Source organism: Aeromonas sp. 600527 (genome assembly GCF_049175415.1).
Classification (GTDB): Bacteria; Pseudomonadota; Gammaproteobacteria; order Enterobacterales; family Aeromonadaceae; genus Aeromonas; species Aeromonas veronii_A.
Genome location: NZ_JAAKVA010000001.1, coordinates 353,780 through 368,682, shown reverse-complemented (window position 1 = coordinate 368,682; position 14,903 = coordinate 353,780). Strand labels below are relative to the sequence as shown.

Here is a 14,903-nt window from a genome sequence, read left to right as displayed (position 1 = left end):
AAGCAACCGATTAAAAAACGGCCCACCGAAGTGGGCCGTCGAGATATCGGGTCACGGGTCAGATCCCCGGTTTGCGCTCCGGGCAACGACCTATGATATCGGGCGGCAGCTCGCCGTTATCCTGCTCCAGCACTACATCAAACCCCCACAGCTGATGGAGGTGTTTGAGCACCTCATGGCGTGAGTCGCCAAGGGGGATGCGGTTGTGGGGCACATAGCGCAGGGTGAGGGATCGATCCCCCTTCACGGCGACGTTGTAGACCTGAATATTGGGCTCCAGATTGCTGAGATTGTATTGAGCTGACAGGGTGTTGCGTACCTGACGGTAGCCCTCGTCATTGTGGATGGCGGAGACCTTGATGTAGTTCTTCAGATCGTCGTCATCAATGGCGAACAGCTTCATGTCGCGCATCACTTTGGGGCTTAAGAACTGGCTGATGAAGCTCTCGTCCTTGAAGTTTTGCATGGCAAAATGAAGGGTCTCCACCCAGTTGCTGCCGGCATAATCCGGGAACCAGTATCTATCCTCCTCGGTTGGGTTCTCGCAGATGCGGCGCAGGTCGGTAAACATGGCAAACCCCAGCGCATAAGGGTTGAGCCCCGAGTAGTAGCGACTGTTGTAAGCCGGTTGATAGACCACGTTGGTGTGGCTGTGCAGCACCTCCATCATGAAGCGATCGCTCAGCTTGCCCTCGTCATAGAGGTGGTTGAGGATGGTGTAGTGCCAGAAGGTGGCCCACCCCTCGTTCATCACCTGAGTCTGCTTTTGTGGATAGAAATACTGGCTGATCTTGCGCACGATGCGTACCACTTCTCGCTGCCAGGGCTCCAGCAAGGGGGCATTCTTCTCGATGAAGTAGAGAATGTTCTCCTGAGGCTCGGCAGGATATCGTCTGTCCTCCACCCCTGCCGCTTTATGCTGCTTTGGCAGGGTGCGCCATAGCTCGTTGACCTGAGTCTGCAGATAATCTTCCCGCGCCTTCTGACGCCGCTTCTCCTCCGCCATCGAGATCTTCTGGGGACGCTTGTAGCGATCGACCCCGAAGTTCATCAGGGCATGGCAGGAGTCGAGCAACTGCTCCACCGCCTCGATGCCGTGCTTCTCTTCACACTCGGTGATGTATTTTTTGGCAAACAGCAGGTAGTCGATGATGGAAGAGGCATCGGTCCACGCCTTGAACAGGTAGTTGTTCTTGAAGAAGGAGTTATGACCGTAGCAGGCGTGGGCCATCACCAGCGCCTGCATCGGCATGGTGTTCTCCTCCATCAGATAGGCAATGCAGGGATCGGAATTGATGACGATCTCGTAGGCCAGTCCCATCTGTCCGCGCTTGTAATTGCGCTCGGTATGGATAAAACGCTTGCCGAACGACCAGTGCTGATAGCCGATGGGCATGCCGACGCTGGAGTAGGCATCCATCATCTGCTCGGCGGTGATCACCTCGATCTGGTTGGGGTAGGTGTCCAGCTTGTAGAAACGGGCGACCCGGGCGATCTCCTGGTGATAGGTCTCCAGCAGATCGAAGTTCCAGTCTGGTCCGTCATCCAGTGGCGCTACACGTTTTTCAGTTTCGATCATGTGACCTCCTCACGCCGCTTGTTTCTTGAACAGCTCGCGGAACACCGGATAGATATCCTCGACCTTGCGAATGTGCTCCATCGCAAAGTGGGGGAACTGGCTGGCTACCGACTCATATTCGTGCCACAGGGTCTGGTGGGCACGGGTAGTGATCTCGATGTAGGAGTAGTACCGCACCCTTGGCATGATGTCCCGCACCAGGATCTCCCTGCATTGCGGTGAATCATCTGCCCAGTTGTCACCATCCGACGCCTGCGCCGCATAGATATTCCACTGGTTGGCGGGGTAACGCTCGTTGATGATGTCATTCATCATCTTGAGGGCGCTGGAGACGATGGTGCCGCCGGTCTCCTGGGAGTAGAAGAACTCGTGTTCGTCCACCTCCTTGGCCTGGGTGTGGTGGCGGATATAGACCACCTCGACGTTCTTGTAGGTCCGGCTCAGGAACAGATAGAGCAGGATATAGAAACGTTTTGCCATCTCCTTGGTGGCCTGATCCATGGAGCCCGAGACGTCCATCAGACAGAACATCACTGCCTGACTGGAAGGGACGGGCCGTTTGACGAAGTTGTTGAACTTGAGATCGAAGGTGTCAATAAACGGCACCGCATCGATCCGTCGTTTCAGCTCCCTAATCTCCTTCTCGAGCAGGGCGATTTCGGCAAAGTGCTCGTTGGGATCGGCGGCCAGCAGAGCCAGCCGATCTTCCAGTTCATGCAGTTGGCGCTTCTTGCCCGCTTGCAGCGCCATGCGCCGCGCCAGTGAATTTTGCAGGGAACGCACCACGTTGATATTGGCGGGCACCCCGTTGGAGGTGTAGCCCGCCCGATAGGTTTTCACCTCCATTAGCTGGTTGAGCTGGGTTTTCTGCAGCCTGGGCAGCTCCAGATCTTCAAACAGCAGATCGAGATACTCATCCTTGGAGATCTGGAACACGAAGTCATCGGCCCCTTCACCCTGATTGGATGCCTGCCCCTCGCCGGAACCCTGTCCGCCGCCCCCTCCTTTGGGGCGGTCAATCTTGTCGCCGGAGACGAATTGATCATTACCGGGATGCACCATCTCCCGTTTACCGCCGTGTCCCTGATGAAAATGGGGCTCGCCGATATCCTTGGTCGGGATGCTGATGCTCTCACCCTTGTCTACGTCCTGAATGCTGCGCTTGGAGACAGCATCCGAGACCGCTTGTTTTATCTGCTTCTTGTAGCGGCGGATGAAGCGCTGCCGATTGACAGCGCTTTTGTTTTTGCCGTTGAGCCTGCGGTCGATAAAATGCGCCATAACTCCCCCTTGAACAGTCAGGGTCAGGATGACTTGCGTACCCTGAGATACCATTCGGAGAGCAGTCGCACCTGTTTACGGGTGTAGCCTTTCTCCATCATCCGTTCGACAAAGTTATCGTGCTTCTTCTGCTCCTCAGCCGAGGTTTTGCTGTTGAAGGAGATAACCGGCAGCAGCTCTTCCGTGTTGGAGAACATCTTCTTCTCGATCACGGTGCGCAGCTTCTCGTAACTGGTCCAGTTGGGGTTACGGCCTGCATTGTTTGCCCGGGCACGCAGCACGAAGTTGACGATTTCGTTACGGAAATCTTTCGGGTTGCTGATCCCGGCAGGTTTTTCAATTTTCTCCAGCTCGCTGTTGAGGGATGCTCTGTCAAACAGCTGGCCGGTTTCGGGATCACGGTACTCCTGATCCTGGATCCAGAAGTCGGCGTAGGTGACGTAGCGATCGAAGATGTTCTGCCCGTACTCGGAGTAGGACTCGAGATAGGCGGTCTGGATCTCCTTGCCGATGAACTCCACATAGCGCGGGGTCAGATAACCCTTGATGAACTCAAGGTAGCGATCGTGCAGCTCTTGCGGGAACTGCTCGCGCTCGATCTGCTGCTCCAGCACATAGAAGAGGTGCACCGGGTTGGCGGCCACTTCCGCGTGGTCGAAGTTGAAGACGCGGGAGAGGATCTTGAACGCAAAGCGGGTAGAGAGACCATTCATACCTTCGTCTACACCGGCGTAGTCGCGATACTCCTGATAGCTCTTCGCCTTGGGGTCGGTGTCTTTCAGGCTTTCGCCATCATAGACCCGCATCTTGGAGTAGATGCTGGAGTTTTCCGGCTCTTTCAGCCGTGACAACACAGAGAACTGGCCCAGCAGCTCGAGGGTACCCGGGGCACACTTGGCCTCGGTCAGCTCGCTGTTGATCAGCAGCTTCTCGTAGATCTTCACCTCTTCCGAGACGCGCAGGCAGTAAGGCACCTTGACGATGTAGACCCGGTCGAGGAAGGCCTCGTTGTTCTTGTTGTTGCGGAACTGCTGCCATTCGGATTCGTTGGAGTGGGCCAGCAGAATGCCGTCAAAGGGGAGGGCGGAGAGCCCCTCGGTGCCGTTGTAGTTCCCCTCCTGTGTTGCAGTCAGCAGCGGGTGCAGCACCTTGATAGGCGCCTTGAACATCTCGACAAACTCCATGATCCCCTGGTTCGCCTTGCACAGCGCACCGGAGTAGGAGTAAGCATCGGCATCATCCTGGGCGAAGTGCTCCAGCATGCGGATGTCGACCTTGCCGACCAGTGAGGAGATGTCCTGGTTGTTGTCATCACCGGGTTCCGTTTTGGCGATGGCGATCTGGTCGAGGATGGAGGGGTTGACCTTCTCCACCTTGAACTTGGTGATGTCGCCGCCAAACTCGTGCAGGCGTTTGGCCACCCAAGGGGACATGATGGGACGCAGGTAGCGGCGTGGGATGCCGTACTCTTTTTCCAGGATCTCACCATCCTCTTCGATATCGAACAGGCAGAAGGGGTGATCGTTGACCGGTGAGCCCTTGATGCGATAGATGGGCACCTTCTGCATCAGGGATTTGAGTTTCTCTGCCAGCGAGGATTTACCGCCGCCAACGGGGCCCAGCAGATAGAGGATCTGTTTCTTCTCCTCCAGCCCCTGGGCGGAGTGTTTGAGGTAGGAGACGATCTGTTCGATGGCCTCTTCCATCCCGTAGAAATCCTTGAAGGCGGGATAGCGTGCCACGACGCGGTTGGAGAAGAGTCGGCTCAGTCTGGGGTTGGCTGAGGTGTCTACCATTTCTGGCTCACCGATGGCGGTCAGCAGACGTTCGGCGGCAGAGGCGTAGCAGGCTTTGTCCTGCTTACACATATCCAGGAACTCCTGAATGGTATATTCCTCTTCTCTCGCTTTTTCATATCGCTGTTGGTAATGCTCGAATATGCCCATAACTTTGCCCTCGTTATAGTCGCTTACCCTGAAAAAAGTGGATGACTGCTTTTGTGTTGTGCGCTTTTAAAGCCTAGTCAACAGACTCCAGTAATCCATCACGGTTGATAGGTTAAATTCTGAAGAAACCTGCCCGATCCTTGTGCGGGGAGGGTCAGTCAACAACACCGCTATGTTACTGACTGTTAAATTATTTTTGCCACGATAGCGAGGTAAATGTCAAAGACATAAAAAATAAATGTTTATGGGAAACAGGGAACTTATTGCGAAAAGATTAAGGGGTTTGACGAAAGGCAATGGGGCTGCGGGTTGGCGGGGTTATGGATGAGAATGTCATTACGTGAACGTCAACGTAAATCACTTTGTTTGGAGTTTTGGCTCTAATTTTTACATTGACGCTACATTTTGAGTGCCCTAGATTGGCGATGTGTGAGCAGCAAGATGCTTTAGCAAGAGAGTTGACTGTTGCCTCACCAAGCTCTGTTTAAGCACGTTTCCGTTGGCTTGACCCTCGCAACCGCGAGGGTCTTCTTTTTCTGCGTCTGTAAACGCTTGTTACTGCTGGTGGCTATTGACGCAGCCAGCACTCACCTAGCAAGGGTAGGCTTGTTGCACGGCCGCCAGGACGCGGGCAAACGGGTGGGCGGCCAACTGGCCTGCGCCCGCCAGCGATTTGGCCTTGACCCGGCTGGTCAGCGGTGTGGCGATACCGCACAGGAAACGGGCCAGAACACGCGCATCCACGGAACCGGTCTTGGCAATCAGCGGATCGCACCAGGCGCGGATCCCCGCCTCGTTTGGCATGGTCAGTGAGGGCAGGGGCGGGAGATGCGCCACCTCGCCGCGACAAACCGAACAGTGGCCACAATGAACCGGCGCCACCTCATCGGCAAAATAGCGGGCGAGGCGGTGGCTCAGGCACTCATCCGAGGTGAAAAAGTCGAGCATGGCTTGCAGTCTGGCCAACTCACTCTGCTCTTTTTGCAAGAAGAGCGCATGGAGCGCGTTAGCCTCCTGCTCGTTGTCCCACCCCTGACGGGTGATCCGGTAGACCTCGGTCATCTGTTTGCTTTCAAGCTCGATCCAGCCTTGCTGCTGCAGGTAGTCGAGCGCCGCAACCGCCCGCTGTCGCTCCCCCTGATAGCCCTGCCAGAGGGTGTCAAAGTCCATGGTGCACCAGCTGCGGGCTTGCGGGGCGCAGGCGAACAGTTGCTCCAGAAACTGGCGACGATCCGGATTGAAGCGGCTCACTATCTCGCCTTTATCCAGCACAAACTTGAAGCGGTAGTCGGCGTAGTAGCTGTAGGCCGGTGTGATGATGCCTGCCATCTCCAGATAGACCAGCAGGGTTTTAAGGGGCAACTGGCGGATATTGGTGTCGTTGGAGAGACGCAGCAGGGTGAATTCCCACTCGCTCCCGCTCTGCTTGATGATGGCAAGAAGTTGGATAATGGCACTCAAATCCGGCGTATCGCCGTAGACGAAGTTCTCCAGCACCGGTAGTTGGCTCTGGTTGGCCAGCACGATACAGCGCGATGGCTGGCCATCTCGTCCGGCGCGGCCAATCTCCTGGCTGTAGTTCTCGATGGATTTGGGCAGATCGTAGTGAATGACCCGCCGGATATCCGCTTTGTCGATGCCCATGCCAAAGGCGATGGTGGCGACGATGCAGTCCACCTTGCCCACCATGAAGTCGTGCTGGATCTGGCTGCGCAGCGCCGAGTCGAGTCCAGCATGATAGGCGCGGGCGTTGATCCCTTCTCTAATGAGTTGCTCGGCACAGGCTTCGGCGGTGTGTTGCAAGGTGACGTAGACGATGGTGGGGGCCGCCGGATCGTTGGCCAACTCCTGCGCGAGCCAGCTATCCCGCGCGTCGGGCGACAGGGGAATGACCGCCAGATCAAGATTGGATCGGTAGAAACCGGTGACCACGACCCCCTCCGGTTCGATGCCGAATTTGGTCTGCATATCCTGAATAACCGCCGGTGTGGCGGTGGCCGTCAGCAGCAACACCTGCGGGATCTTCAGGTCATGGCGATAGCTCGGCAGCTTGAGGTAGTCGGGGCGAAAGTTGTGGCCCCACTCCGAGATACAGTGCGCCTCATCGACGACCAGCAGCGAGAGCGGCACTTGCTGGATAAAGCGGCGAAAGCGCTCGTTCTTGAGTCGCTCCACCGAGATCATCAGGATCTTGAGCTGGCCATCCAGCGCCTGCTGCATCACTCGTCGGCTTTCCTCCGGGCTCTGGCTTGAGTCGAGGGTGGCGGCGCTTATTCCCTTGCTTTTAAGGAAGGCGAGCTGATCGTGCATCAGCGCCAGCAGCGGCGAGATCACCAGGGTCAGATGAGGCAGGGCGAGGGCAGGCAGTTGATAACAGAGCGACTTGCCGGAGCCGGTGGGAAAGATGGCGGCGGCACTCTGACCTGCCAGCACCCGGCTGATCACCGCTTCCTGACCTGGCCTGAGTGCGGAGAAACCAAAATATTGGTTGAGCAGGGATGGGATCATGGTAAGGCTCCGCGGCAAATGGGGGATGATAGCACAGCGATGCCGGTCACGGGTGACACAGGAATGGTCGTGAGGGTAAGGGCAGAGAGTGTCGATAAAACGTACAAAAATGGGTGGTTGCGCTGTGGTTAAGGTTTTGTTGCGGTTTTTTGTGATGGAAACGGGATATTTTTTGGTGAGTCTCTGGAAAAAAAAGATGGCGAATGGGATATTCCGTCATGCAATCCGGTGACTGGCGGATCGGCCCGACAGAAGGCTGGCCACAGACACCACATTCGGGCGACAGGGGTCTCCCGATGAGTGGTTGCAGACAGGACTCATGATTCATGCACTACGGTGCTTAGGGACTTTTTTGATGACACAACAACACCCCCTCCTTCGGCTGGTCAATAGCACCAGTCTGGTCAGCCAGATCCTGGTTGGTCTGGTATTCGGTATCTTGCTGGCGATGTTTGCCCCCGAGTGGGCGAAAACGGCTGGTCTGCTCGGCAGTCTGTTCGTTGGCGCACTGAAAGCGGTAGCCCCGCTGCTGGTATTCGTACTGGTGATGGCGGCCATCATTGGTCACAAGCAGGGTCAGAAGACCAATATGCGACCGATCCTGCTGCTCTATCTGTTTGGTACCTTCTCTGCGGCCGTGGTCGCGGTGATTGCCAGCTTCCTGTTTCCCTCCAACCTCCATCTGGTGGCCAATACTGCCGAGCTCACCCCGCCAGGCGGGATCACCGAGGTGCTGCAGACCCTGCTGTTCAACGTGGTGACCAACCCGGTCAAGGCGCTGATGGATGCCAACTATATCGGGATCCTGGCGTGGGCCATCGGTCTGGGTATCGCTATGCGCCATGCCAACGAGAGCACCAAGGCGCTCATCACTGACCTGTCTCACGGTGTCTCCGCCATCGTGAAAGCGGTGATCCGCTGTGCTCCGCTCGGGATCCTGGGTCTGGTTGCCTCCACTCTAGCTGAGACCGGCTTCGATGCCCTGTTTGGCTATGCTCAACTGCTGGTGGTGCTGATCGGCTGCATGCTGTTTATCGCCTTTGTGGTCAACCCGTTGATCGTCTTCTGGAAGATCAAGCGCAACCCCTATCCGCTGGTGCTGACTTGCCTGAAAGAGAGTGGTGTAACTGCCTTCTTTACCCGCAGCTCTGCGGCCAATATCCCGGTCAACATGGCGCTGTGTGAAAAATTGCGTCTGCCGGAGGATACCTATGCGGTCTCCATTCCGCTGGGTGCCACCATCAACATGGCGGGTGCGGCCATCACCATCACTGTGCTCGCCATGGCGGCGGTACATACCCTGGGGATGGAAGTGGACATGGCAACTGCTGTGCTGCTCTCCGTGGTTGCCACCGTCAGCGCCTGTGGCGCGTCCGGTGTCGCCGGTGGCTCCTTGCTGCTGATCCCGCTGGCCTGTAGCCTGTTTGGTATCAGCAACGACATCGCCATGCAGGTGGTGGCCGTCGGCTTTATCATCGGTGTGCTGCAGGATTCTGCCGAGACAGCCCTTAACAGCTCCACCGACGTGCTGTTCACCGCCGCAGCGTGCATGGCCGAAGATGAAACCTTGCTGGATGTGGCTCCGGTACCGAGCCGCGAAGCCTGATCTCGCAACGGTCAGTTTCGCAACACACTTGCGCCCTCTTCGGAGGGCGCTTTTTATTGTCGGCTTTGCTCTCTTTTCCTCTTTGATCAATCTCATTGGCTGATGTGCCGGACATTCTGTCGCCCTTGTCCAGGGCGCTGCCTTATCTTTATCCCTTTGAGTTGTGCTTACTCCCTCTGTGGTGCGCTATACATTTTTGCCTGCTCTGCCAAGAGCCAATTGCTATGGCTTACCCCAGATCTTCAGGATAATCACAGCATCACAGCATCACAGCATCACAGCATCACAGCATCACAGAAGAATGGAGGTGGCTGGCTGCGGCAGATGAACCCGTCCTATCAGACACGCCATCATGGTTTGGTGAGGGGGAGTAAACGTGTTGGCGATATTGAGCTGCGGGTATGGGGGCGGTACATGGTGAAACTCTAAGCATGTTCAATCATGGCGCTGGTGAGCATACAGATATCCAACAAAGGGAGTAATAAGGGGAGAGCAGGGTAATCGCGGAGGCACAGATTGCAGAGATAAAAAAGCCAGCCGAGTGTTCGGCTGGCTTTTCGCTATCAGTGGCAGGTGAGGGATTAACCGACCAGCTGATAGAGGATGGCGGAGATGGCGATCATCCCCATCACAGCGACAAATACGTTGCTGATATGGCCCTGATATTTCGCCATGGCCGGTACGCGCTTGATGGCGTACATCGGCATGATGAACAGGATGGTGGCGATGATCGGGCCGCCCAAGGATTCAATCATGCCCAGGATGGAGGGGTTGGCAATGGCAGTGCCCCACAGGGTCAGGATGAAGAAGGCGATGATGAACATCTCGACTTTCTTGGCGTTCGGCTCTTTGCCGGACTTGCGCATGTTCTGCACGATCATCCCCTTCAGACCTTCACGGGCACCCAGATAGTGGCCGAAGAAGGAGGAGACGATGGCGACGAACGCAACCAGCGGACCGAAGTAGGAGATGATGGGGCTGGCATGCTGGTTGGCCAGATAGGAGAGCACGGCGATGTTCTGAGCCTTGGCTTCTGCCAGCTGGGCCGGTGTCAGGCTCATGACGCAGGAGAAGACGAAGAACATCACAAAGCCCAGCAGCACCATGGCGGTACGCTTGAGGATGGCATCGGCTTTCTCGACAGCCTGATCACCGTGGTCGCGGCGCTGGGCCAGAGAGAAGCTGGAGATAGCCGGGCTGTGGTTGAAGGAGAAGACCAGTACCGGGATGGTCAGCCACAGGGTAGTGGCGAAATCCTTGGCAGAGGGCACCTGCTCCAGCGCGGCACCGGTCCAGTCCGGGATCAGGTAGAGGGAGATTCCGGCCAGAATGGCGATCAGCGGATAAACCAGCAGCTCGGTCACTTTCAGCATCAGCTTTTCACCGGCCAGCATCACCGACATCATGCCCATGATCAGCACGATGGAGAGGATCCAGCGCGGGGGGGCACTCATCTGCAGCTGATTGACCATAAAGCTTTCGACGGTGTTGGTGATGCCCACACCGTAGATCAGCACGATGGGGTAGATGGCGAAGAAGTAGAGCAGGGTGATTAATTTACCGGCACCCACGCCAAAGTGCTCTTCCACCACTTCGGTGATGTCTGCGTTTGGCTTTTTGGAGGAGAGCACGAAACGGGCCAGACCACGGTGGGCCAGATAGGTCATGGGACCTACCAGCAGCGCCATGACGACCAGCGGCCAGAAACCGCCCATACCCGCGTTGATCGGCAGGAACAGGATCCCCGCGCCAACTGCGGTCCCGAACAGACTGATGACCCAGGTAGAGTCGCGTTTTTCCCAACGAGTGGTTTGAGTAGAGCGGATCCCTTGCTCTGTTGACGCCGCAACTCCCTGCGTGCCAGTGACTGTGTTTGACATCTATCTCACCCCGAATGTGTGGTTCTTATTAAGTCGGCGCAAGGATACGGTTTTTCTAATCAAAAATGTTGATCAAATTCATCTTTACGGCACGAAAAACCGCACTTTCTTATGGAAATGTGATCAAAACAAGAAAAATTCAATTATTGTTTATCAATTGGCACGTTATTTTAGTGTTAATGATTAAATCTCGCCCAGCCAAATGTAGGTAAATTGTTATTTTGCGAGATGCTGGGCTAGCTGGTTGATCATGCTGGCGGTAGCCCCCCAGATAAAGTGCTGTTGCCAGGGGATCCAGTAGATGGTGTGCGGTTTCCCCCCTCTGTAAAGGGTCAGGGGGATATGGTTGCGCCGATCCAGCAGATGGGTCAGCGGCACTTCGAAGGCGTGATCCACCTCATCCGGACTCAGAATGAGGGGATAGTTGCCATCGAGCAGCCCCAGCACCGGCAGCACCTCGAATCGTGACACCGTATTGAGTGGGTTGAGGGTGCCGATCACTTCAATCAGCCGGGCCGGAATGCCGAGCTCCTCTTCGGTCTCCCGCAGCGCCGTGGCAATCAGGTTTTCGTCGCCCGGATCCTGTCGCCCGCCGGGGAAGCTGATCTGCCCCCCATGATGACGTAGCCGTGGGCTGCGCCGGGTCAATAACACGCTGAGCCCCTCATCGCGCATCACCACCGGGATCAATACTGCCGCCGGACTGAGCCCGCCGATGGCGAGGCGATGGGCCGGGGCGGGTCGCTGCAACTGGAAGCGGGTCAGCAGTTCGTGGCGATCCATGGCGGGGAGATCTCCTGTGCGTTGGCCAGACAGTGGGGAGGGTTAAAGCGCCGACAGCGGCGGCAGGATGCGGGCGACCTTGTCATAAGTCTCCTGATATTCGCTGTCGGCGTCGGAGTCGGCGATGATGCCGCCACCGGCCCAGCAGTGCAGGCGACCCGCTTCGGCGATCAAAGTGCGAATGCAGATGCTGGTATCCATCCGGCCATGCTGGCTGAGATAGCCGATGCTGCCGCAATAGGCGTTGCGACGCTGGGGTTCCAGCTCTTCGATGATCTCCATGGCGCGTATCTTGGGTGCGCCGGTGATGGAGCCACCCGGGAAACAGGCCCGCAGCAGATCGACTCCTTGCCAGTGTGCATCCAGCTCACTGTGGATGGTGGAGACCAGATGATGTACCGCCGGAAACGACTCCACAGCAAAGAGATGAGGCACGCTGACCGAGCCAGGCCGGCTGACCCGACCGATATCGTTGCGCAGCAGATCAACGATCATCAGATTCTCTGATCTGTCCTTGTCCGCCTGCGCCAGCTCCTGCGCGACTTGTCGATCGGCCGCCGGATCGGGGTGGCGAGGGCGAGTGCCTTTGATGGGTTTGGTTTCGATATGACGGCCATCAAGCAGCAGGAACCGCTCGGGGGAGAGGCTCAGCAGCGCACTATCCGGCAAGCGGATAAAGGCAGAGAAGGGTGCCTTGTTGGCAGCCGCCAGCAGGCAATAGGCCTGCCACTCATCACCCTGATAGGGGGCGCTGAAACGCTGGGTCAGGTTGATCTGGTAGCAATCCCCCGCGGCGAGATATTCCTGAATGCGGGCAAACTTCTCGCCATACTCGGCGCGGCTCATATTGCTCTGCCACGACCCCAGCAAGGCAAAAGCGGGGGCCGGGTTGGTCTGCTGCTGTTCAAGCCAGGCCAGCCGCTTGGCAAGTCCCGCTTCATCCCCCCAGTGCACCAGCTGCCAGTCGCCAGTCGCCACATTGCGCAGCAGCGCCCAGTCGTAGATACCCACCGCCATGTCCGGCACCGCGATATCGGCGGCGGCCTGCACTGGCAGTCGCTCGAAGCGGCGGCCGAGATCATAGCCAAACAGACCGAGGGCACCGCCAATAAAGGGTAGGTGAGTAGAGCACAGTTCCAGCTCTCCCAGCAGCTGTTGCTGGATATGGGCCAGCAGGGCTAGGGGATCCTCATGGTGTTTGCTGATATTCATCCCGACACGCAGAGTGGTCACCTCGCCGCGGGTTTCGAGGGTCGCCAGCGGATCGGCGGTGATGATATCAAAGCCGTTATCGGCGCCGAGTGGCCCCGCCGATTCCAGCAACATGGCCCACGGCTGATGTTGCAGGCGGGCAAAAAGCTGATGGAGTTCAGCACTGTGGTCTAGATGATGGATATGAAGTGTTGGCGTCATTTTATGTTACACAGGCAACAGTTTGGTTCCCGAACCCTAGTCGGTGCTGGTGGGCAAGCGTATCATAGGTGTCGGTGACTTAAGAAAAAACTGCCGTGTCGTTCGTTTTTTGCTGGTTGATAGTTTTTAGCCAGCACGTCAGCACGGCCCATCATATGGAAGCCCTTGCCCTGCTCTGTGGCAGAGACAAGGACCAGTGAGGATGATATGAGCATTATAAAAAAACAGGATTTCATCGATTCTATCGCAGATGCCCTCCAGTACATCTCCTATTACCACCCGTTGGATTTTGTTCAGGCTGCCAAAGCGGCGTATGACCGTGAGGCCAACCCGGCCGCCAAAGATGCACTGGCCCAGATCCTGATCAACTCCCGCATGTCCGCCGAAGGTCATCGTCCGCTCTGCCAGGACACCGGCATCGTGACCTGTTTCGTCAAGATTGGCATGCAAGTGCAGTGGGACAGCGACATGACGGTGCAGGAGATGGTGGACGAAGGGACCCGTCGTGCCTACACCAATCCTGACAACCCGCTGCGCGCCTCCGTGCTGGCCGATCCGGCTGGCAGTCGCAAAAACACCAAAGACAACGCCCCTGCCGTGGTGCATATCGACATGATCCCCGGCAACAAGGTGGAAGTGAGCATCGCGGCCAAAGGGGGCGGCTCCGAGAACAAATCCAAGATGGTGATGCTCAACCCCTCTGACGATATCGTCGAGTGGGTGCTCAAAACCGTGCCGACCATGGGAGCAGGCTGGTGCCCACCCGGCATGCTGGGCATCGGCATCGGCGGTACCGCCGAGAAAGCGGCGGTGCTGGCCAAAGAGGCCCTGATGGAGCACATCGACATTCAGGAGCTGATCGCCCGTGGCCCGCAAACCACAGAGGAGAAGCTACGGGTCGAGCTCTACGACAAGGTCAACAAGCTGGGGATCGGTGCCCAGGGGCTGGGTGGTCTCACTACCGTGCTGGATGTGAAGGTGAAATCTGCGCCGACTCACGCCGCCTCCAAGCCGGTGGTGATGATCCCCAACTGCGCCGCTACCCGTCACGTTCACTTCGAGCTGGATGGTTCAGGCCCCGCCGAGCTGACTCCGCCGAAACTGAGCGACTGGCCGGAGATTACCCGTGAAGCGGGTGGCAATGTGCGCCGCGTCAACGTCGATGGCATCACCAAGGCCGAGCTGGCCAGCTGGAAGAGCGGTGATACCGTGCTGCTGTCGGGCAAGATCCTCACCGGTCGCGACGCCGCCCACAAGCGCATCGCCGACATGCTGAAAAATGGTGAAGGGTTGCCGGAAGGGGTCGATTTCACCAACCGCTTTATCTATTACGTTGGCCCGGTCGATGCGGTGCGCGACGAAGTGGTTGGCCCGGCAGGCCCCACCACCTCCACCCGGATGGACAAGTTCACCGACATGATGCTGGGTGAAACCGGCCTTATCGGCATGATCGGCAAATCCGAGCGTGGCCCGAAAACCGTCGAGAGCATCAAGCAGCACAAGGCCGTCTATCTGATGGCGGTGGGCGGCGCAGCCTATTTGGTGGCCAAAGCAATCAAGAAGGCGCGTGTGGTGGCCTTTGCCGATCTCGGCATGGAAGCGATCTACGAGTTTGAAGTGGAAGATATGCCGGTGACCGTTGCCGTCGATTCCGAAGGCAACAATATCCACGAAACCGGCCCGGCCTACTGGTCGGCCAAGATTGCCGAGCTGGATGGCAAACTCTCCTCCTGAGTGACCGTTTCCGATGCCGGTTAACGGTATCGGCCCTGTAAAGAAGGCGCGTCCATCCGGATGCGCCTTGTTGCTTTGGCTGGCCTGTTATGGGCTCAAGTTGGCCGTTTGCGGCAAGCGGGTATAAAAAAGGATGGCGTGACGCCATCCTTTTTCCGTTGTGCTTGTGCTCT

The 14,903-nt window shown here is 57.2% G+C and carries 9 protein-coding genes; 2 read left to right on the top strand and 7 right to left on the bottom strand.

All coding sequences use genetic code 11. The annotated features are described in order from the left end of the window. Positions 1-58: 58 nt before the first annotated feature. The 4 genes from G5154_RS01645 to G5154_RS01630 all read right to left on the bottom strand — a co-directional run bounded on the left by G5154_RS01645 (position 59) and on the right by G5154_RS01630 (position 7,314). Entirely contained in the window at positions 59-1,579 is a 1,521-nt protein-coding gene (locus G5154_RS01645) for a SpoVR family protein (RefSeq protein WP_337072201.1), read from the bottom strand. A gap of 9 nt (positions 1,580-1,588) precedes the next feature. Further along, entirely contained in the window at positions 1,589-2,860 is a 1,272-nt protein-coding gene (locus G5154_RS01640; RefSeq protein WP_064337906.1) for a YeaH/YhbH family protein, read from the bottom strand. 23 nt (positions 2,861-2,883) lie between these two features. Continuing rightward, complete coding sequence (locus G5154_RS01635) at positions 2,884-4,806, bottom strand: PrkA family serine protein kinase (RefSeq protein ID WP_005345315.1); 1,923 nt, start codon at positions 4,804-4,806, stop codon at positions 2,884-2,886. A gap of 591 nt (positions 4,807-5,397) precedes the next feature. Next, positions 5,398-7,314, bottom strand: a complete 1,917-nt coding sequence (locus G5154_RS01630) for a RecQ family ATP-dependent DNA helicase (RefSeq protein WP_421173057.1) — start codon at positions 7,312-7,314, stop codon at positions 5,398-5,400. 355 nt (positions 7,315-7,669) lie between these two features. On the opposite strand from G5154_RS01630, the gene sstT reads away from it, so the two are divergent. Continuing rightward, on the top strand, positions 7,670-8,920 hold the full coding sequence (gene sstT, locus G5154_RS01625) for a serine/threonine transporter SstT (RefSeq protein ID WP_421173056.1): 1,251 nt from the start codon (positions 7,670-7,672) through the stop codon (positions 8,918-8,920). A 581-nt stretch (positions 8,921-9,501) separates the two neighbouring features. On the opposite strand, the gene G5154_RS01620 is transcribed toward sstT, so the two are convergent. From G5154_RS01620 to pabB, 3 genes are all read right to left on the bottom strand, one after another. Next, positions 9,502-10,800 (bottom strand): serine/threonine transporter, encoded by a 1,299-nt coding sequence (locus G5154_RS01620; protein WP_005351750.1) that lies wholly within the window; start codon positions 10,798-10,800, stop codon positions 9,502-9,504. A gap of 216 nt (positions 10,801-11,016) precedes the next feature. Then, positions 11,017-11,583: a CoA pyrophosphatase gene (locus G5154_RS01615; RefSeq protein ID WP_421173222.1), complete on the bottom strand. Its 567-nt coding sequence runs from the start codon at positions 11,581-11,583 to the stop codon at positions 11,017-11,019. Positions 11,584-11,625: 42 nt separating this feature from the next. Continuing rightward, positions 11,626-12,909, bottom strand: coding sequence for an aminodeoxychorismate synthase component I (pabB, locus tag G5154_RS01610; protein WP_421173224.1), 1,284 nt, complete (start codon positions 12,907-12,909; stop codon positions 11,626-11,628). Positions 12,910-13,203: 294 nt separating this feature from the next. On the opposite strand from pabB, the gene G5154_RS01605 reads away from it, so the two are divergent. Next, positions 13,204-14,730: a fumarate hydratase gene (locus tag G5154_RS01605; RefSeq protein ID WP_005351759.1), complete on the top strand. Its 1,527-nt coding sequence runs from the start codon at positions 13,204-13,206 to the stop codon at positions 14,728-14,730. Positions 14,731-14,903 lie beyond the last annotated feature (173 nt).